Below are 18,830 nucleotides of genomic sequence, written 5' to 3' on the forward strand. Positions count from 1 at the left end.
ATGATGCTCCATCCTACTCATGAGTTGGAGCCTCCAGCAAACCCGGCGCGGTTCACTTCTTTACGAGGCCGCGCTCGTCATCCTGACCCGATCAAAGGCGCAAAGTGACCTGCAAACATGTGCACTCAAGCTCAAAGAACGTGTTGGCACGAAACGTGCAGCAGTTGCATTGGCGCGCAAATTGGCGGTCACAATGCACGCGATGTTGAAAACTGGATCAGTGTTCAACCCGATTGCTCAACCAAAAGGCCTCTAAAGACCCAATTGCGCTCGACAGCCTGAGCGCGACGAGACGTCCCCGCCGGGACGTGGGTTGAGCCATTCCGTTTGATGGGCTGCACTGGCATTCACTGTTGAGTGCGTCATCCACATTGGAAGCTATGCCTGCAAAACCCGTCATGCGGCGGCTACATATCGACCGCAAAGACGACCCTGCACCCGGTATACGAATACTCAAACCTCAGGATCACAGCGCAAAACCAGCTTTGCCATACACGTTGGAGCCTGAAAAGGTACCGCGAACGCTGGTTTATGGAAAAAAGTGCTTGCGAAACACTATGCGATTAGACGACCCCATCAGCTTTATCCGGAATGCACGTTTCGTCACGGATATGCAGTTCCTATTTGCGCCACAACCACAAGCACAACTTCGGGCCGCCTGACGCATCAGTTTCGCATGCGAAACTGTTCAGCACTGCCTTTGGGTCAACCAGTGCCGCAGGTCGGCCAAAAGCGCTGGCGTCACATTGGCGCCTGCCAGCACGACCCGCCCCCTGCCCGCCTCAAGCGTCACACCGGGCAGGACTTCCTCAACATGTTTTGACGGAGCTACCCTGCCCGCCTTCAAGGCCGCATCCAGCACCTTGCGCTCGGCTGCGGCGTCCTGTGGCGCGGCACCGCGCAACGCTTTTATCAGGTGAGCCCGAAAACGACCGCCCCCCTGCAGGGCTGAAACCAGCGCCAGGCCGACTTTCTCCGGAATGGCCGCCGGGAACCGCAGATCCGCATCAAGATGCTCTACCAGATGGGTGAAGGTCATGATCTTGGACCGTTTGGGGGCGCGAGCCGCGGAAAACAGGCTCTGTACAGCTGAATGTGTGTCTGGAAAGACGCCGGTGCGGGCCGCCTGCACGGCGATGCGGGCGCGTTCATAAAAGCTCAAATCAGCGCGGATCTCGTTTTCCTCGACCATTGCAAGATAGGCCGCCCCGACATCCTGAGGCTGGCGCAGAAAAGCATGGATAGTCTTGAACCGGTCCTCGCCGGTCTCCTCCGACAGGGCCTGTAGTGCCGTGAGCCGCCGCCAGCCTGAAATCAGCCCATAGCGCCCCTGCCCCAGGTCCAGCACCTCGATCGGTATTTGCTGGCCGCGCGCGCGCAGGCTGTCTTGCAGCACCGCCATCTCGTCCGGTGCCAGCGCCACCCGGTCACGCACCAGATGGGTGGCGTCGATGGCCTCAAGCGGCAGCGACAAAACCATACGCCCCTCGGCGCGTGCCCGCTGCAATTCGCCTGCAACCTCCTCAAAGGCGGAATGTTCGGCGGCATCCCCTGTGACATCCGCAATGGGTGGGCGGCGTGCGCTATAGCCAACCCAGCCAAGGGCCGCCTTGGTCTCGAGAGGGGCATCTGTCAGCGTGGCGGGGCTGAGACGTTTACGCTTGGCCATGAGGTTTCCTTTCGCAAAACGGCAAGCAGGATAAGGCAAGACGGCTTACCACCGGGTTTACCTGGCGCGCGCAGAGACTGATATAGGCTCTAACATGGGACATTGGGCACTTTCGCATGCGAAAATTCATTCCGCTGCCGTCTCTGAGGCCCCTGCCCCATGCGCCAACTCATCTCGCCGCCAGACCCCGTATAACAGCCGCTTGAAAGCAGCATAGGTTTCGTCAAAGGTCGCCCTGCCCCGGGCATAGGTATCGCGGTTGAAGTCGCGATAATCCGCCTCATAGATGCCATTGACGCTTTCACCGGCCTGCCCGATCAGCGCTGTGAAATCCTGCCGGAAGGGCGAGAGCGTGCGCCCCATGTAGCTTTGCATCAGGCTGGCCATTTCGCTTTGCTGAGAGGCATCAAAGCGGGTGATCACGGTTTGCACCGCGTCCCATTCAAAGGCGAGTTCCTCGCGGCCCAAGGCACGGGCGGCCATATTCTCGCCCTCCTCAATCGATGAAAACGTCGCATGCAGCATGTCGAAAAACCGCCCCGTGCTGTCAAATTCCACGAAAGAGGCCCCGACAGGCACCAGCAGGATATCGGCTGCCGACAACCCGTTGATGGTGAGATAGCCGAGGGCAGGGGGGGTATCGAGGAAAATGAGATCATACTCCTCCAGCACCGCGCTTTCGGCCAGCGCATCGCCCAAAGCGTCCCACAGCTTCCACGACCGGGCGGCCATGCGCCAGACGGGGATCTGAAACTCGGACCAATAGAGGTTCAGCTGCGCGCCGATCAGATCAATATTGGGCCAGTGCGTTTTTTGGATGATATCGCGGGGCGTGATCTTGAGCGCCTCAGATAGGATGTCATCAAAGGGCAGGGGGGTCTCACCGCGATCCAGTCGGCGCTGGTTTTCTGCCCGCAGATGGGTGGCGTAATGTTTCGCAAGCAGGGGAAAAACGGTCTGCCATTCGTCGTCAACCTGCGCGCCAAAAATCGACGACATGGACCCCTGGCTGTCCAGATCGACCACCAGCACCTTGTAGCCATCCAGCGCCGCAGACATCGCCAGATGCGCACAGGTGGAGGTTTTGCCGACCCCGCCCTTGAAGTTGGCCACAGCAACGATTTTCGCAGGCAATCCCTTGGGACGGTAGGGCAGGTATTCCTTGGCTTTGGAGCCTTCCTGCCCGAAATGTGCCCGCAGGCGCAGCACTTCGTCGAGGGTGAACCACTTGGCGCCGCCCTCGGTCTCGGAAATACCCTGCGGCAGGTCGGGGTTCTGACGCAGCACGCGGCGGAAATGCGCAGGCGCGACAGGGATCAGGTATTTGGTGATCTCCCATGTGGAAAAAGAGCGCAGATGCCGGGCCCCGCTTTCATCCAGACCACGGCCTGCCAGATCGTTGCGCCCCTGGTTGCAGGCCTGAGCGATGCCCAACAGGGCGGTTGTGTCCATGGGTGGGGGGAGTTCCGCACGTGCCTTGTCGGGGGATATATTGAAATAGGGGGGGCTATCGGTCATCTGCTCTGATTCCTTGGGGAAAACGCTTGTAACGCGTTTTCCCCAAGATGCCATAAAAGGGAGTATATGAGAAGAGGGTTGTTACTTCACACTGTTTTTCTCAGCAAAATAGCGACGATTCGTATCCGCGCAGGTCTTCGAAAGGCGGTCCGACCCTCAGCAGTCTTAGTTAATGATATGTTATTATTAGTTACAAGGAATATGTGCTGTCGGAAAAAGGCGTGTATTCAACATGTTCTGAGCTCTTTCCAAAGGAGTGCTGACTCTGAAACCCCGATAGGGTGACTCTGATCCCCCGTTTGAGTGACTCTGAAACCACAAAGCTCTTCCGGTTTTTCTGGACGCAGTTATCCACAGGCTTTAGGGTCCGTGTAAATGAAACCCCGAAAGGCAATCGGGGCAAATATGGGCCTGCCAACGTGCAGTTCCTTGAGGCAAATTCCAAAAGGTCGGGATCAACCCGGTCGGAAAGTGAGCAGGCATGAGCGGGGCAAACCCGACGGGCAGCGCGATGGGTCAGCCCATCGGACAGAGTGACTTTTTCGTGTGCGATTTTTTTGCAGCCGTTCCCAAACACGACCTGGCGGCGATGGAGCATCCGCTGTTTTCGCTCTCGACGCGGCCTGACAGGCGCATTCTGAACTACACCCACAATGATGCTGAAATCACCATCACCCCCAGCGTGAAGGGGCGGGCGACGATCTTTGATGCGGATATTCTGATCTTTTGCATCAGCCAGCTGATGGCCGCGATCAACGCGGGCAAAAAGACCTCACGGCATCTGACGCTGACGGCGCATGATCTGCTGCTGGCCACGGGGCGCGAAACCTCAGGCGATGGCTACAAACGACTGCGCGATGCCTTTGAACGCCTGGCAGGCACGCGCATCACCACCAATATCACCACCGGCGCGCTGGAGACGACCAGCGGCTTTGGTCTGATCGAGAGCTGGGAGATCGTGCGGCGCACGCGGGCAGGGCGCATGGTGAGCGTCAGCGTGACCCTGTCGGAATGGCTTTATCGGGCGGTGCTGAGCAAATCGGTACTGACGCTCAGCCGCGACTATTTTTCCTTACGCAAACCGCTGGAGCGGCGGCTTTATGAGTTGGCGCGCAAACACTGCGGTCGCCAGCCCGTGTGGCGCGTGTCGGTGGAGACCTTGCTGAAGAAATCCGGCTCGACCTCTCCCCGACGGGTATTTCGCGCGATGCTGCGCGAGATCATCACTCGCGACCCGCTGCCGGAATATACGCTGGTTGAGGACCCGGGCGATATCATCGCCGTGCGCCCCCAGACGCTGGTGGATCTGCCCGAGCGCGCGCCGCAGCTGTCGCCAGAGGCGCTGGAAGAAGCCCGCCGTCTGGCCCCCGGCGCGGATATCTACGCGCTGGAGGCCGACTGGCGCACCATGTGGGCCACCAGCGGCGCCCCACGCCTGTTATCCCCCGACAAGGCGTTTCTGGGTTGGGTCAAGAAACGGGAGGGGTGAGGGCGTTGCTTTAAAGCGCCCGGCTCGTAACTTGAGACATAACACGTATCGTCGTTGTCCCGGGAATGAGAAGCAGGGTAGGGTTGCCGCGATACGTGTTTGGAGCCAGGCGTGCTTTGCTTTGCGTCCGCTCATTTGTATTCGATCAGTTCCGCATCCCGGGCCCGCCACCGCCGCCATAGATAATCTAGGACGCCTTGCGCTTCGGCAAATTTTCCGACTGTCAGCAGGATGGCTTGTTCCCATGCGGTGCGGGTGCTGCCATTCCGGCGCGCAATCCGGACGACCTGAAGCGGGTAAAGCACCAGAGCCAACAAGGCGACGGGACCGATGGCAACCCACCCCAGTACCGTTACTAAAGGGATCACCACGGCCCACAGCACGGTCCGTCGCACCTCGGCAATGTCGTGGCGTTCGGGTGCCTGCCCGTACATCGCTGCACCTTGGGCATAAGCATATCCGCCGCGCCGGGCGCGCTGCCAGAACTGACCGAACCGCAGCATTGCTGCATCGTGCAGGGTCATCTCTGTGTCCAGCCGCCAGATTTTCCACCCGAGCCTGCGCATCCGCAGACACATTTCGGGCTCTTCGCCGGCGATCAGGGTAGGGTTGTATCCCCCCACAGCCATCAGCGCGTCCCAGCGCATCAGGGCGTCCCCGCCACAGGCGCGCGCCTCCCCCACGGGCGTGTTCCATTCTGCGTCGCACAGCCGGTTATAGACGGAGTTTTCAGGAAAGCGCTCGCGCCGACGGCCACAGACCACGGCTACCATTGGGTTTTGAGATAGAAACGCCAATGCCGCATCGACCCAATCCGGGTCTAATATGCAGTCGCCATCAAGGAATTGCACGAAACTTGGCACCGCACCTGATTTCAACGCGTCAATTCCCGAATTGCGCGCGCGTGCCGCAGTAAAGGGGCGGTCGGTATCCAAGGAGACGACCTCGGCCCCGGCGCGGCGGGCGGCAGCAATCGAACCATCCATTGATCCACTGTCCACGTAAATGACCCGCGCGAACCTCTGGTCCAAAGAAGCCAGACAGGCCACCAAGCGTTCCCCTTCATTACGCCCGATGATGACAGCGGCGATATCAGCCGTGGTAGAAGACCGCACGGGGCGACCGCATCCATCAGTGCAGGGTTGCGCATTCATCTGCAGGAACCCAGTCTGGGCGGCACATCGGGCCCGTCTGTAGAGACCGCAGGGCGTAAAGGCTGAGGTGTTGGGTCATCGCTGGTGAGGAGCGTTTTCAGCCAGGTCGCCTCCTTGTTGATGTCGAAATCGGCCTCGACCTTTGCGCGACCAGCCTTTCCCATCTGTGCGCAGACCTCAGGATGCGAGAGCAGGCGATCCATCCGCGCAATGAGTGTCTGCGTATCACCTGCGGGAATCACATGGCCTGAGACACCGTCCTCGACCAACTCCCCCACGCCCGCGACCTGGCTGGCAATCACCGGAAGGCGCGCGGCCATCGCCTCCATTAAGACCACGGGCACCCCTTCGGCGAAGCTAGGCAAAACTAACATATCAGCCTCTGCCAGCAAATCCGCCACAGCATCTTGCGAACGATACCCCAGAAACTTGACCATTTCGCCCAGCCCGAGCCGTGCTACCTGCGCTTCCAACTGCTCCCGGTGCGGCCCATCCCCCACGATGGTGATACGCGCATCCGGATGACGCGCGCGCAAGGCAGCTGCCGCATCCAGCAGCAGCGGCACGCCCTTGACCGCATCCAGACGGCCTACAAAGATCACACGTTTGGCAAAGGCGCTGCGTGGGGCCTGGCCATATTTTTTTGGATCAATACCGCAATGTACGATTTTCAATTTTGACCAATGCGCCTGATCTGCAAACATCATCCCTTGGGCACGGCAGAAATGGCTGATGCATGAGACGAACTGCGCGCGGGCCATTTTTTCGTCGATGCGCCAATGCATGGGTTCATAGAAAATCGCTGGGCCATGCATTGTGAAACTGAACGGGATGCCGCTCATGCAAGAGGCCAGCATCGTGACGGAACAGCTGGAGTTTGCAAAATGGTTGTGAATATGACGTACCGATTTCATCTTTAAATGGCGCGCGAGAACAGCTGCTTCCAGGAAGTAAAAGAGCTGCCATAGGCCGGAGCGCAGACCGGCAGGGCGGGTGCGCCATGCCAGACCAATTGCCGCTCCCCAGCGACGCGGGCTCTGGCGGATTATAGCTGCATGCGCGTGGATCAGGGTTATGGGAGACTTCGCCGCTTCCAGAATGCCGAACGTATTCGCCTCTTCTGCTTTCTGTGCCTTTCCTACCACTGTTTCGGCAGGTGCGCGCCGCACGGTACAGGTTTCGACAGACAGGCCCAGGTGACGCAGGGCCATGATCTCACGCTGGATAAACGTATGCGAGACCTTGGGGTATTCGCCGGTCACATAGGCAACCGGGCCTGTCATTTGATGGTCAATCATTTTGCTTCCTTTTGTCCGATAGGCCCAAATCTCGAGGTGCGCCTACTACGGTATATGGACGTTGAAGGTAAAGCGACAGTTGCGACCGATCAAAGTCAAGGCATCCGCGGGGCGAGGGCCAGCTGCGCCTCATTTGAAAATGCTTACCGTCCCCGGGTCCATTCAGATGCGGGACGCCGGACCCTTACTGCAATATGAACCGCCAGATAAACCGCGAAGCTCAGAGGTTTGCGCAGAGCCAGTGCCAGAAGGTATCGCAGACTAGGCCATTCCGTGTGGTCATTCTCCAGCAGCTCAGGATAAAGGCTGCGGATTTCAGCGACACCGGCGTCCTGACGGCGGCGGACCTTGGCTAGGTTTGAGAACCCTTCGATCATGGGCCAGTGATAGCGTGCAGGCACCTCAATACGCTCGGAGGGTGCGAAATTGAGCCTTACAAATGTATCATCCGAGATGATCGCGGGAAAGGCCTGCCATCGGCGCCGTCCTTCGGCGTTCAGGGCAAAAAGGCCTGCACCTGTCGTCCCGTCCTTGAAAAAGGGCAACTGCTGCCAAAGATCAGCATAAGCGCGTGTCACAAAGGTGCGTGCGGTTGAGACGACCTGAGACCCTGTCGCATAAAGCGCCTTTGTGGGGCTCAACGCCGACCTGATCTGCCCAATCAAATCAGGATCACAGATGATATCTGCATCCAGATAGATGCGGAGTCCCGGCTCCAGCCCTTTTTCAGCAGCGTTAAGAGCAGCCGTTTTGCCGGGGTTTGGCAGATCAAGCACCTCTAGCCTGCTATCCCGTTTTTCGAATTCGTTAGCTTTCGCGCGGGCCAGAGAAACAGTTGCGTCCGTACAGGCATTGGCCGCAACAATGACCCGCATCGCACCAGCAGTATCATCTTGCGCAACGAGAGCATTCAGGCAGGCTTCAATATAATGCGCTTCGTTGTGTGCTGGGATGATAATGGCCACAGGTACATTCATATCGACTACCTCTGGCGCTCCCCACCGTGTTGAAACGACAGTGTTTACGGTCATGGAATATTGACCCGTCGCGGGTCGGTATGCATCGCGAGGGTCTGGCGGTACATATTGGTAATGTAGCCGCAGCCAAGAAGCGCGATCGGGGGAAGACTCTGTGCGTTCATTACCGGTACCGGGGTTTAATGCGTGCAAAGTGTACCCTGATTGCCCTGCATCTGTATAGGTGCTGCGGTTTTGTAAGTTACCAAAGTCTAATGGCCTCTCCACGCGTTTCGGCTTGCGGCTTTTGGGACGCTATCGTCAAAAAGAGGGGGTTAGCGAGTGTTCTGCGGCGCATTGATCGCGAAATGATCCCTTTGGTAAAGCGCGCGTTTCGACATAACACGTATGTCAGCGCACTCCTCCATCACCCTGACGCAGATTCATGACCCCGCTCCAACACCCAGTTATAAAACAGCGATACCTGCCGGGCCTTGGCTGACCAAGTGAATGCCTGCATGGCGTGAGCGGCTGCACCCATACTTGACAAAACGGGGGCATCGGTGACAAGCGCTTGAGACGGAGTCCGTAGGGATGCCACGATCTCGGTGTAGGTGCCGATGGGAACTTTATACCATGTGGTCTCAGTAACGAGCTCTCCGGGACCAGCGTAATTTACCGCAATCGGTACAACACTGCGGGCCATGGCTTCGGGCACGACGCCGCCGCCAAATTCCCGAATGGAGGGCAGGGTTATCAGATTGGCGCGGGACAGGAGCGTTTGTACGTCCGTATGCGTCAGCAGACCATGAAACGTCACAGCGCCTTGTATTTTAACTCACTTCTGTCATTAGATTCTTGGAAATTACCTTTTGGCTTGGCTATAGCTTTACCAAAAAGGTAAAAAGTATGCTTTTCGATTATCGTGAAGACGGAAGCAACGTAATTTATCTATTGGACGGGAGGAGCGTAGCCAATGAAACTTGATGTTGGTGTTTTTGCATACAATGAAGCCAAAGGCATCGCGGAATTCCTTGAAAACCTCTTGTCACAATCAGCCATAACTTCGGGTGAAATGGACGTCCAACTTTTTTTGCTCGCAAACGGCTGCACTGACGACACCGCAGACGTTGCGAGGGCTATAATTGACAAGCAAAATCATTCCAACGTCAAAATATGTGAACTTACAGCGTCAGGCAAAAGCCGTACATGGAATACCTTCGTCCATGAAATTAGCCGAGGGGATACCGATATCCTGGCATTTCTGGATGCGGATATCGTATTCTCTACACCAGACGTGTTAGCGCAATTAGTCGAGCAGATCGAGAAACAACCAGAGGCTGCATGTATTGTCAGTAGGCCGGTCAAAGATCTTAGCTTTATGACCAGTGAGCTAACATTTGTGGAGAAGCTCATTGCATCAGGCGACTCGGCAGACGCGAACTGGCACAAGAGTATATGCGGTCAACTCTACATTATGCGCGAGCAAGCTGCCCGCCAGATCTATTTACCGATAGGGCTACCCGTTGAAGACGGGTTCATTCGCGCGATGCTGTTAACCGACAACTTAACCAAGGAAGAAGACTTTGATCGCATAAACGGGCTTGCTTCAGTGTTTCATATTTTCGAGGCTGAGCGCACCATTTCAAGCCTTGTGCGACATCAAGTTCGCATAATAATAGGTAGTGCAGTCAACGCAGCAGTATTCAGTTTCTTGCGCAAACTAGAGCCAGAACGGCGTGTAAACGCCCTAAAAGAAGCCTCTAGGAGTGAAAGCTGGCTGTCTGAAGTGCTCAGGCAGGAACTTCCTGCTTGGCCGCACGGGTGGGTGCCGGTTCACTTTCTCGTTAAACGAACTTCAAATGGATTAAAAACACGCGGCTTTGGACCTGCAGGGTTATCAAAGATTATACTTGCTTTTTTCTTTGACCTTGTTGTGTACGTACTCGCCCAAGCCAGAATGATGAGAGGGACTGGCGTTGGTTTTTGGTGAGGCATCTCGATGGGCGAAATTCGATGCATGTTCTCTTGATGTGACATTGCGATTTTGCGCTTAATATATAGCAAAGAAAATTAGGGTCTGTTGACGTTCAGGATTCTCAAATCACCTGACTTCTGATTCAAGGTTGCAAACAGAGGAGAGCAACCTTGGCCCGAAGAATTTTGAGTGATGCGCAATGGGCCATTATCGAACCGTATTGTCTTGGGAAGTCCGCCGATCCGGGACAGACAGGTGGTGATCCTCGCTTGTTCGTGGAAGCGGTCCTGTGGATCGTCCGCACCGGGGCGCAGTGGCGTGAGCTGCCGGTTGAGTTCGGCAAATGGAACAGCGTGTTCAAGCGGTTCCGCAGGTGGGTCAACGCGGACGCGTTCCATCGCATGTTCAAAGATTTAGCTTCAGACGCCGACTTGGAATACGGTAACCGCCCGATTAGCACCACCTGCCGCGCGAGATGATCAGATCTTATAAGACGTCGTTACTGACGTGGATAATGACGTCGTATGGGGTGAGGGCAGATTTTGCGACATGAGGTGATTGTTGGCATTGAGCGTCGGCGGTTTTGGCCGGACGACTTGAAGTTGTCGATATTGCAGGAGGTAGGGATCTGTGGTGCGACCGTGACGGAGGTTGCTCACCGTCATGATGTAACCCGGCAGCATATCTATCAGTGGCGACGGCAAATGAAGGACAAGGGCCTCTGGCCAGAGCCCGAAGGCATTTCTTTTCTGGCCCTGGATGCGCCAGAGCAGTCGGCGGCTTCCTTGGCCAAACCTGACGACGGTTTGCGCGCTGAGATCGTATTCGCAAATGGCCGTACACTGCGCTGCCCATCCGGTATGGCCGAGGCGGAGATCGTATGCTTGATCCGGCTGGTTGAGACGGCATGATCGGCCCCGGCACGGGAGTCCGTGTTTATCTTGCCTGCGGAACGACAGATATGCGCAAGGGGATCGCTGGCTTGTCGGCCTTGGCTCAGGATGTTCTGCGGCAACGTCCTGCGAGCGGCGCAGTTTTTGCCTTTCGGGGTGGCAAGGGCGACCGGATCAAGCTCTTGTATTGGGATGGCCAGGGGTTTTGCCTGTACTACAAGGTGCTGGAGAAAGGGTTGCGGCGGCGATTTGCGCGTCCTGGGTGAGGATGTCAGCGAGTTGATCGACATGATCGCAGCGCAGTTGAAAGTGATTGAGATCGCGCGGATCAAGAAATCCTGCCGCCGGTGTGAGAAGATTGTGCAGGAGCCTGCACCAAGTCGTCCGATCCCGCGCTCCATGGCCGGACCCGGCCTCCTGGCTTACATCCTCACGTCCAAGTTCGACGATCATGTCCCGCTTTATCGCCAGCACGAGATTTTTGAGCGCATGGGCGCGGACATTCCGGACACCACCTTAGTTGACTGGTGCGGCGCGGCAATGCGGGTATTGGCACCGCTGATTGAGCGCATCGAAACCGATGTCATGGCGAGCGATATCCTGCACGCTGATGATACCCCGATCCGGGTGCTGGATCGTTCTGCTAAATCGAAAGGCTTGGGCAAAGGCGTTAAACAGGGACGCATCTGGACGTACTTGCGTGATCAACGGCCATGGGCCGGGCAAGCACCGCCGGGTGCAGTCTATTACTTCTCGCCAGATCGAAAGGGCGAACACCCCCGTAATCATTTGCGGCACAGCGCCGGTATTCTGCAGGCCGATGCTTACACCGGCTTCAAAGCTCTCTACGAGACACGCGCCGATGGTAGCGCCCAGTTCCGCGAAGCGTAACCGCGCGATTGGTACCGCCTGCCTGATTTTGGCTTGTTGCGTTAAGACACGTGCATAACGACGTCGTTAGTGACGTGTCTTATGTGGAGGGTGTCATGCGCGGTGAGGTTTTAGGTGTTGAGCGTCGGCGTCGCTGGAATGACGATGACAAGTTGGCGATTGTTTCATCCGTCGGAATTGACGGGGCGACTGTCACGCATGTTGCGCATAGGCACGATGTGACGCGCCAGCAGATTTACAGATGGCGACATGAGCTTAAGAAGAAGGGGCTGTGGCCCACCGGCGAGGGTGCAGTTTTTCTGCCAATTGACTTCCATATTGCAGAGGCTGTGACACCACCGCCTGAGCCCACGCCGCCATCTGCTGTGGAGCTTCGCTTGAGCAATGGACGTTGTTTGCGATTTGACACTGCCGTGGACGCCGCCGCGCTGACACGACTGATCCGCGCGGTAGACGCGGCGTGATTGGTCCGGGAACTGGGGTTCGGGTCTATCTGGCTTGTGGCGTCACGGATATGAGGAAAGGCATCGCGGGCCTTTCGGCTTTGACCCAGGATGTGCTGCGTCAGAAACCGGCGGGTGGTGCGGTGTTCGCTTTCCGGGGGCGGCGAGGTGATCGGCTGAAGTTGCTGTATTGGGATGGCCAAGGGTTTTGCCTGTACTACAAGGTTCTAGAGCGCGGCCGATTTCCATGGCCAAGCGCCAAAGATGGTTCTGCGCGGTTGACCTCTGCGCAGCTTGCGATGCTCTGGGAAGGGATCGACTGGCGACGTCCGGATTGGGGCGCTCCGCCCGCGCGTGTAGGGTGATTTACGTCTGTATGGGCGTTATTTATATGGTGCCTCAGCCTGCTTTTTGGTAATCAGACGCATGTCGAAACCCGCTGAAAACCTCTCCGATGATCCTGCTGTATTGAGGGCGATGATCGCAGAACTACAGGCTGAAAACGCCAAAATCTCGGCGACGCTGCGGGTCCATGATCAGCTGGTCCAGGCGCTTCGTTTACGGATCGCTAAACTCCAGAAGCTGGCTTTCGGCAAGTCCTCGGAAAAGATTGAACGCGAGATCGAGCAACTTGAACTGGCGCTCGAAGACTTGCTGGTTGCCGTGGCCGAAACCGATGATGCGCCCATCGATGAAGGGTTGGACGAACCCTCGCAAGAGGCTGCCGATGCGCCCGTTTTGCGCCGCCGCCCGCGCGTCTCGGATATGACCCTGCGGGAGCGCCATGAGCTTGATCCTGGCACGTGCTGTCCTGACTGTGGTGGTGATCTGCGCGTGGTGGGAGAGGATGTCAGCGAGTTGCTGGATATGATCGCGGCGCAGATGAAAGTCATCCAGATCGCCCGCATCAAGAAATCCTGCCGTCGTTGCGAAAAGATGGTGCAGGAGCCCGCACCGAGCCGCCCGATCTCGGGCAGCATGGCGGGACCAAACCTGCTGGCCCACATTTTGGTCTCCAAATTTGATGATCACCTTCCCCTCTATCGTCAGCACGAGATATTTGCCCGCATGGGTGCCGACATCCCAGAAAGCACGCTTGTTGGCTGGTGTGGGCGGGCAATGAAAACCCTGTCGCGGCTTATAGTGCGGATCGAGGCCGACATCATGGGCAGCGATCTGCTGCATGCGGACGATACGCCGATCCGGGTGCTGGATCGGTCAAAGCGCGACAAGGGTCTTGGAAAAGGGGTCAGACAAGGCCAGATCTGGGCCTATGTGCGGGACCAACGCCCCTGGGCGGGGACTTCACCACCCGGTGCCGTCTATCGGTTTGCGCCAGACTGGAAGGAAGAGCATGTCCTTAGCCATCTGGCTGACGCGCGCGGCATTCTGCAAGCCGACGGCTATAAGGGATATGCCAAACTCTACGTGCCTGAACCGGGTGGCGTGCCGCGTTTACGCGAAGCGGCCTGTTGGGCGCATCTGCGGCGTGACTTCCATGATTTTTGGGCATCGACCAAATCCGAGATCGCCCGCGAGGCGCTCGACCGGATCGGCAAGCTCTACGACATTGAGCGTGACATCAACGGTCAACCCGCTGACGTCCGTCATGCCGCGCGGCAAAAGTTGAGCAAGCCAAAGGTCACGGCCTTCTTTGCCTGGTCTGAACAACAACTCCTGCGCATTCCCGGCAAAAGTGATCTGGCCAAAGCCTTCAGGTATGGGTTGAGCCGCAAGGATGCGTTCAGCCTGTTCTTGACTGACGGTCGTGTGGCCATCGACAACAATCCCGCCGAGCGTGCCCTGCGCCCGATTGGAATCGGCAGAAAAAATTGGCTATTTGCAGGGGCGGATACCGGTGCAGAAACTCTCGCACGCGCCATGACGGTCATTGAAACGGCCAAGCTCAACGGTCTCGACCCGCAGGCCTATCTTGCTGACATTCTCGACCGCATTCACGATCATAAGGTCAACCGGCTGGATGAGTTGCTGCCGTGGAACTGGGCACCGCTGAACGCGACCCATTCAGAGGCTGCCTGATGGCTGCGGTGACACATGTCTGCACCATCGACTATGTCGCCAAAATGCTGAGCGAGGACGTCGAGCTTCTCGAAGCGATCATCTCCAACGACGACAACCTCACATATGGCAACATCGTCAGCGTATATGCCGGCGCTGACGAAACCGTCTCCGCACTGACCGACGACGGCATCACGGAGCTGAAGGACATGATCGGCGACGCCCGCGCAATCACCAAAACCTGGCATGAATTCCTTGATGACTTCGTAGATGACGCCGAACTTGTCGCCCGCATCAAGGCTAAATCACCGCGGTAACAATGGAGCGGTTACCGCGAAGCTGCCTGTTGGGCACATTTACGCCGCGACTTCCATGACATTTGGACAGGAACCAAATCCGAGATCGCCAAGGGGGCACTCGACCGAATTGGTAAGTTCTATGATGTCGAGCGGGAGATGAAAGGTATGTCTGCCGATGAGCGCCATGCTGCCCGGCAACAGCAGACCAAACCAAAGGTGGATGCGTTCTACGCCTGGGCCGAGGCCCAACTGACGCGCATCCCTGGCAAGAGCGATTTGGCCAAAGCCTTCCGCTATGGCCTCTCCCGCTGGCTGTCCTTCACCTTGTTCCTGGAAGATGGGCGCGTGGCCATCGACAATAACACAGCCGAGCGCGGAATGCGCCCTATTGGCGTTGGTCGCCGCAATTGGCTCTTCGCCGGATCAGACACCTGAACTGCCCAGATTATGGCGCTGAGGCATTACCAATTGAACAGATCTTCCCCAATTGGGTTTTCCGAGTTGAAATCGGCAATAAGTTGTTCGGCAGATATGGCTCCATCGGTTCCAGAAAGCGAGCTTACGCTTAGGAAATCACGGCTACCGGCAAAAGCTAGGATTTCGATATTTGCCAACCGATCTTCAGCGTCTTCTCCGGTAACGTACAGGACTGAATTTTCATCAAAACGGAAGGTGAATTCATCGCTATGTCCGTCGAATAGGGCGATATCCACGCCGGCCCCGCCATTGAGACCGTCCGTTGATGCGCCACCGACCAAAAGGTCCGCGCCATCACCTCCAAGCAGGTAATCGCGCTGAGCAGTGCCGACCAGAATATTTGCTCCGGCTGTTCCGTTTGTCGTGACACCTTGCAAGAATGCCGTCTCGTCGCGACCTTCGTTGATGCTGCCAAACTGTTCGGCGGCTGAGGTATTGTAGTCGTCATAGGACTGTGAGATCGGGTTCTCGTCTTCTAAATGTGATCGGGTATCCCAAAGACCAAACGGCGTCTCACCCAGGTGAGCAAAGTCATTGACAAGTGTACCGCCTTCCTCCCGGAAGATCTGGGCGGTGATTTTGAGAATTTCCCCCATCTCTTCACTGAGGTTAAGCGCTTGGAACCATTCAGATTCTGCATCGGCGTTGTAGTTTTTCGGTGCAATATGACTGTCTGATTCATACTGGATAAGCTCTAGCCCCCAATCGTCAGCCATACGTTTGTTTTCGGCAAAGTTACCACGCAGATACCCTTGAAGGGGGTCGGTTATACTGTTGCGGAACGAACCGTTGGCTTCACGCACTACAAGCTCGAGTTCCTCCTCGGACAACGAATCAAGCCCATTTTTCAGATAGTCCGCTGCACGTTCGACAAAGAACTGATGTTTTGTCTCCGTAGCACCGCTTTCGAAGAGGGCCTCGGATTCGTCATACCAATGTTGCCGCAAATCATCCAGTCTCGAATTATTGATCCCTTCGAAGTAGCCAGTGACCGCGAGCGTATCGAAGACATCCGACATTTGACCGTCCTGATCATGCTCAGAGAAGTAACGGTCAACACCAGCTTCCACCATCTTCGCAACTTCAAAGTAGACGGTCTGGGTGCCCAGCACCAATTCTGCATCTACCCGCCCCATTTCGGTATTGAGAATGTTGCGGATCTCTGCTGAGCGATACCCGTAGTATTCTCTGGCATCGCGCAGGTTTCCGGCATCTTCCCCATCTGAGCCCAAAAGCGAGGCTTCCCGTACCTGCTCGAAACCGTACGCCCAGTTCCAGACCTCGTTGGAAAGCTCGAATTTCGCGACCAACCCATCGTCCAGATGCTCGTCTACATAAGCGGCAAGCGCTCGGACGTAGTCATCATCTGCCTTGAGGGGAATATTGAACCAGGGATCAGCGCCTGTTTCATTGGCAAGCTGGACCATGACCTCAAAAGGAATTTGTGATCCCAGCGCGAGGGCCCCTTCTTCTGCAATCTCAGGTGAGCTTGTTGCATTGACGCTTCCAGCCCAGGTCGCGCTGTCGACAGAGGCTACATCCTCTAGCGTTTTCACATCTGAGCCGTTCGTTTGCATCCAGCTCAAAAAGCGAAGGGTATGGTGATCCTCAATTAACTCAAGATACCGCGGGTCAAAGATCGCACCGACGTCATGCATGTCCTTGTACTCAGCTTTCACAACCGAGATATCGCGGATGTTGTTCCCGAGACCTCCCGGGTCAGTATCCAAGATTTTTACGATTTTCAGGTCGTCTTCATAACCCCATGTACCGGTCATGCGACCGCCGAGGATATTCCCGTTGGCATCCGATATGACTTCCTGAGAGGACACTTCGAATCCTACAAGGGAAATTTCACCTTCGCCTTTCCACTCGACCACGAAATCCCCGGAGGTCTCTTCACGTATGAAGTCATTTTGATGGTGGATTGAAACGATCATATCATATCCTTGCTGCCAGCCGGGCAGCGCGTCGTTTCCTTCATACATCCGCACCGGATAACCGTTAGCATCCACATAACCCTGCTCTACCAATGCCTCAACTTTGACATTCTCGCCGTCAGCATCTCGGATTGATGGGAATGTGGCTTGTTTCATCAGGTCGAGAAACGCTGGCGATTTCCAATAACTGAAACCACTCAGTCCAACCGCTAAGGACGGATCCGCTAGGCCAACGCCTGCGTTTGCCGCCGCCTGGTCCACGAGGGCTTGCGCATAGCTCTGGTCTTCCTCGGCTGGCGTTATGTCTACAGACACCGCAGCCGTGTCTGATGAGACACCATCGGTAAGGGTATATTCGAAACCTGCGGTTCCTTCCGCTCCCTGCGCTGCGGTAAAGTATATCTTACCACCTTCCATAAAGACCGTTGCCCCGTCAAAGGCCTGCACAGCCGCGACGGTAAGGGGTCCACCATCTGCGCCAGCGTCATTTTCCAGCAGATCTTTTGTATCGAGAACGAGGGTCGTACCACTGGTTTTGACGAAACTGTCGTCGCTGGCCACCACAGCTTCGGTTATAGGCGTATTGGGTGCATTCTCCGGATGCATCAATCTGCCTTCATCAAGAATTTCGCGGGGGCCGCCATTGACAGAATGCTCGATTTCGAGCGTGCTGCCACCCCTCCAGTCGAAATAATCCACGCGAATGTCGTGCCAGCCGGCCGTCTGTACCTCAATGACGCCCTCGGTCTCGGCTGCTCCCCTGCGCCCTTCGTAAGCCGCAGTATCCTGCCCATCGATCTGCAATCGGAACCCATCGTCGGTGAGGTTGTAGAAGGTATGCACGCCTTCCTCGAGCCAGATCTGCCCGGTCAGGCGAATTGCCGCCTGATCGAAGTTCTGTGTTGCATCGGCATCCGCCGAAAGGCTTTCCGCGTCATGGCCCAGCATTTGGGACAGGGGGTTGTAGCCCCAACCGGTTCCTTTGCCGTATTCCACACGTGTAGAGATAAAATCCCCGTCCGCTTCGTCCTCCATCAACGCAAGGGCGTCGCTCATGGACATCAATTCCGTGTCCGAGAAAAATACCTCGCCATAAAGGCCTTTGGGCAGACTATCGTTGGTGATAGCCCCATTGGGGTCCTCGTGCATCAATCGACCTTCGTCGAGAACCTGCCGGGGTCCCCCGTCCACAGAGTGCTCAATTTCGAGCGTACTACCGCCCTTCCAGTCGAAATAATCCACGCGTATATCATGCCAGCCTGCCGTCGTTGTCTCAAAGACGCCTTCGGTCTCGGCTGCACCCCTGCGCCCTTCAAAGGCCGCAGTGTCCTGCCCGTCGATCTGCAACCGGAACCCGTCGTCAGTACGGCTGTAAAAGGTATGCACCCCCTCCTCAAGCCAGATCTGCCCGGTCAGGCGAATTGCCGCCTGATCGAAGTTCTGTGATGCATCTGCGTCAGCCGAAAGGCTTTCCGTGTCATGGCCCAGCATTTGGGACAGGGGGTTGTAACCCCAACCGGTCCCTTTGCCGTACTCCACACGTGTAGAGACAAACTCTCCGTCCGCCTCGTTCTCCATCAACGCAAGGGCGTCGTCCATGGACCGCAGTTCCGTGTCAGAGAAAAATACCTCACCGAAAAGGCCTTTGGAGGAAAGAGCTGATACTGCAACCATGACGAAAATGCTCCTGGAAAAGAATGATAGGAGCTTGGATCGGTTGGGATTGTGGTAAAACTGATACCGCACAGCGTCTTTTCCTTGGTAAGTTCGTGTTGCCGCGTTGACATAATCGCGCCATTTTCAAGG

General features: G+C 56.6%; 16 protein-coding genes and 3 pseudogenes. 12 read left to right on the top strand and 7 right to left on the bottom strand.

Annotated features, from left to right (window positions below):
* Window positions 1–40: 40 nt before the first annotated feature.
* A pseudogene (locus tag K5Q35_RS21085) lies at window positions 41–256 on the top strand (hypothetical protein); the annotation flags it as partial.
* Window positions 257–688: 432 nt separating this feature from the next.
* On the opposite strand, the gene K5Q35_RS21090 reads toward K5Q35_RS21085, so the two are convergent.
* Both K5Q35_RS21090 and K5Q35_RS21095 read right to left on the bottom strand, forming a co-directional pair.
* Window positions 689–1,669: a ParB N-terminal domain-containing protein gene (locus K5Q35_RS21090; protein ID WP_220801243.1), complete on the bottom strand. Its 981-nt coding sequence runs from the start codon at window positions 1,667–1,669 to the stop codon at window positions 689–691.
* Between the two features lie 126 nt (window positions 1,670–1,795).
* The gene (locus tag K5Q35_RS21095) at window positions 1,796–3,187 is read right to left on the bottom strand and encodes an AAA family ATPase (protein WP_220801244.1); all 1,392 of its coding nucleotides are present in this window, start codon (window positions 3,185–3,187) and stop codon (window positions 1,796–1,798) included.
* Between the two features lie 481 nt (window positions 3,188–3,668).
* Between K5Q35_RS21095 and K5Q35_RS21100 the strand changes: the two genes are divergently transcribed.
* The gene (locus tag K5Q35_RS21100) at window positions 3,669–4,676 is read left to right on the top strand and encodes a replication initiator protein A (RefSeq protein ID WP_220801245.1); all 1,008 of its coding nucleotides are present in this window, start codon (window positions 3,669–3,671) and stop codon (window positions 4,674–4,676) included.
* A 131-nt stretch (window positions 4,677–4,807) separates the two neighbouring features.
* Here K5Q35_RS21100 and K5Q35_RS21105 read toward each other — a convergent pair whose 3' ends face one another.
* From K5Q35_RS21105 to K5Q35_RS21120, 4 genes are all read right to left on the bottom strand, one after another.
* The gene (locus K5Q35_RS21105) at window positions 4,808–5,830 is read right to left on the bottom strand and encodes a glycosyltransferase (RefSeq protein WP_220801246.1); all 1,023 of its coding nucleotides are present in this window, start codon (window positions 5,828–5,830) and stop codon (window positions 4,808–4,810) included.
* Window positions 5,827–7,128, bottom strand: a complete 1,302-nt coding sequence (locus K5Q35_RS21110; protein WP_220801247.1) for a glycosyltransferase family 4 protein — start codon at window positions 7,126–7,128, stop codon at window positions 5,827–5,829. Before K5Q35_RS21110 ends, K5Q35_RS21105 begins: the two co-directional genes overlap by 4 nt.
* Window positions 7,129–7,271: 143 nt before the next feature.
* Window positions 7,272–8,105, bottom strand: a complete 834-nt coding sequence (locus tag K5Q35_RS21115; protein ID WP_220801248.1) for a glycosyltransferase — start codon at window positions 8,103–8,105, stop codon at window positions 7,272–7,274.
* A 406-nt stretch (window positions 8,106–8,511) separates the two neighbouring features.
* Window positions 8,512–8,904 (bottom strand): glycosyltransferase, encoded by a 393-nt coding sequence (locus tag K5Q35_RS21120; RefSeq protein WP_220801249.1) that lies wholly within the window; start codon window positions 8,902–8,904, stop codon window positions 8,512–8,514.
* 156 nt (window positions 8,905–9,060) lie between these two features.
* On the opposite strand from K5Q35_RS21120, the gene K5Q35_RS21125 reads away from it, so the two are divergent.
* From K5Q35_RS21125 to K5Q35_RS21170, 10 genes and pseudogenes are all read left to right on the top strand, one after another.
* Entirely contained in the window at window positions 9,061–10,077 is a 1,017-nt protein-coding gene (locus tag K5Q35_RS21125; RefSeq protein ID WP_220801250.1) for a glycosyltransferase family A protein, read from the top strand.
* Window positions 10,078–10,232: 155 nt separating this feature from the next.
* Window positions 10,233–10,541 (top strand): transposase, encoded by a 309-nt coding sequence (locus K5Q35_RS21130; RefSeq protein ID WP_220801251.1) that lies wholly within the window; start codon window positions 10,233–10,235, stop codon window positions 10,539–10,541.
* Between the two features lie 75 nt (window positions 10,542–10,616).
* Window positions 10,617–10,973, top strand: a complete 357-nt coding sequence (locus K5Q35_RS21135) for a transposase (protein WP_259650628.1) — start codon at window positions 10,617–10,619, stop codon at window positions 10,971–10,973.
* Window positions 10,970–11,221, top strand: coding sequence for an IS66 family insertion sequence element accessory protein TnpB (gene tnpB / locus K5Q35_RS21140; protein WP_220801253.1), 252 nt, complete (start codon window positions 10,970–10,972; stop codon window positions 11,219–11,221). Before K5Q35_RS21135 ends, tnpB (K5Q35_RS21140) begins: the two co-directional genes overlap by 4 nt.
* Window positions 11,193–11,843 (top strand): annotated as a pseudogene (locus tag K5Q35_RS21145) (IS66 family transposase); the annotation flags it as partial. The gene tnpB (K5Q35_RS21140) and the pseudogene K5Q35_RS21145, both read left to right, overlap by 29 nt.
* Window positions 11,844–11,941: 98 nt before the next feature.
* Entirely contained in the window at window positions 11,942–12,310 is a 369-nt protein-coding gene (locus tag K5Q35_RS21150) for a transposase (RefSeq protein WP_013961420.1), read from the top strand.
* Window positions 12,307–12,654 (top strand): IS66 family insertion sequence element accessory protein TnpB, encoded by a 348-nt coding sequence (tnpB, locus tag K5Q35_RS21155; protein WP_013961421.1) that lies wholly within the window; start codon window positions 12,307–12,309, stop codon window positions 12,652–12,654. The genes K5Q35_RS21150 and tnpB (K5Q35_RS21155) overlap by 4 nt, the downstream gene beginning before the upstream one ends.
* A gap of 61 nt (window positions 12,655–12,715) precedes the next feature.
* On the top strand, window positions 12,716–14,329 hold the full coding sequence (locus K5Q35_RS21160; protein WP_220801254.1) for an IS66 family transposase: 1,614 nt from the start codon (window positions 12,716–12,718) through the stop codon (window positions 14,327–14,329).
* Window positions 14,329–14,625 (top strand): hypothetical protein, encoded by a 297-nt coding sequence (locus K5Q35_RS21165; RefSeq protein WP_013961423.1) that lies wholly within the window; start codon window positions 14,329–14,331, stop codon window positions 14,623–14,625. The genes K5Q35_RS21160 and K5Q35_RS21165 overlap by 1 nt, the downstream gene beginning before the upstream one ends.
* A gap of 15 nt (window positions 14,626–14,640) precedes the next feature.
* Window positions 14,641–15,039 (top strand): annotated as a pseudogene (locus K5Q35_RS21170) (transposase); the annotation flags it as partial.
* Window positions 15,040–15,068: 29 nt separating this feature from the next.
* On the opposite strand, the gene K5Q35_RS21175 reads toward K5Q35_RS21170, so the two are convergent.
* The gene (locus K5Q35_RS21175) at window positions 15,069–18,698 is read right to left on the bottom strand and encodes a PA14 domain-containing protein (RefSeq protein ID WP_220801255.1); all 3,630 of its coding nucleotides are present in this window, start codon (window positions 18,696–18,698) and stop codon (window positions 15,069–15,071) included.
* Window positions 18,699–18,830 lie beyond the last annotated feature (132 nt).

The sequence above is a fragment of the Roseobacter sp. OBYS 0001 genome, assembly GCF_019654895.1.
In the GTDB taxonomy this organism is placed as follows: Bacteria; Pseudomonadota; Alphaproteobacteria; order Rhodobacterales; family Rhodobacteraceae; genus Roseobacter; species Roseobacter litoralis.

What these genes read in the sequence shown, in the direction of transcription:
- K5Q35_RS21115 (WP_220801248.1), bottom strand. Translation starts at nt 8,105, where the DNA reads ATGAATGTACCTGTGGCCATTATCATCCCAGCACACAACGAAGCGCAT.
- K5Q35_RS21110 (WP_220801247.1), bottom strand. Translation starts at nt 7,128, where the DNA reads ATGATTGACCATCAAATGACAGGCCCGGTTGCCTATGTGACCGGCGAA.
- K5Q35_RS21100 (WP_220801245.1), top strand. Translation starts at nt 3,669, where the DNA reads ATGAGCGGGGCAAACCCGACGGGCAGCGCGATGGGTCAGCCCATCGGA.
- K5Q35_RS21105 (WP_220801246.1), bottom strand. Translation starts at nt 5,830, where the DNA reads ATGAATGCGCAACCCTGCACTGATGGATGCGGTCGCCCCGTGCGGTCT.
- K5Q35_RS21175 (WP_220801255.1), bottom strand. Translation starts at nt 18,698, where the DNA reads ATGGTTGCAGTATCAGCTCTTTCCTCCAAAGGCCTTTTCGGTGAGGTA.
- K5Q35_RS21090 (WP_220801243.1), bottom strand. Translation starts at nt 1,669, where the DNA reads ATGGCCAAGCGTAAACGTCTCAGCCCCGCCACGCTGACAGATGCCCCT.
- K5Q35_RS21160 (WP_220801254.1), top strand. Translation starts at nt 12,716, where the DNA reads ATGTCGAAACCCGCTGAAAACCTCTCCGATGATCCTGCTGTATTGAGG.
- K5Q35_RS21125 (WP_220801250.1), top strand. Translation starts at nt 9,061, where the DNA reads ATGAAACTTGATGTTGGTGTTTTTGCATACAATGAAGCCAAAGGCATC.
- K5Q35_RS21095 (WP_220801244.1), bottom strand. Translation starts at nt 3,187, where the DNA reads ATGACCGATAGCCCCCCCTATTTCAATATATCCCCCGACAAGGCACGT.
- tnpB (WP_220801253.1), top strand. Translation starts at nt 10,970, where the DNA reads ATGATCGGCCCCGGCACGGGAGTCCGTGTTTATCTTGCCTGCGGAACG.
- K5Q35_RS21150 (WP_013961420.1), top strand. Translation starts at nt 11,942, where the DNA reads ATGCGCGGTGAGGTTTTAGGTGTTGAGCGTCGGCGTCGCTGGAATGAC.
- K5Q35_RS21165 (WP_013961423.1), top strand. Translation starts at nt 14,329, where the DNA reads ATGGCTGCGGTGACACATGTCTGCACCATCGACTATGTCGCCAAAATG.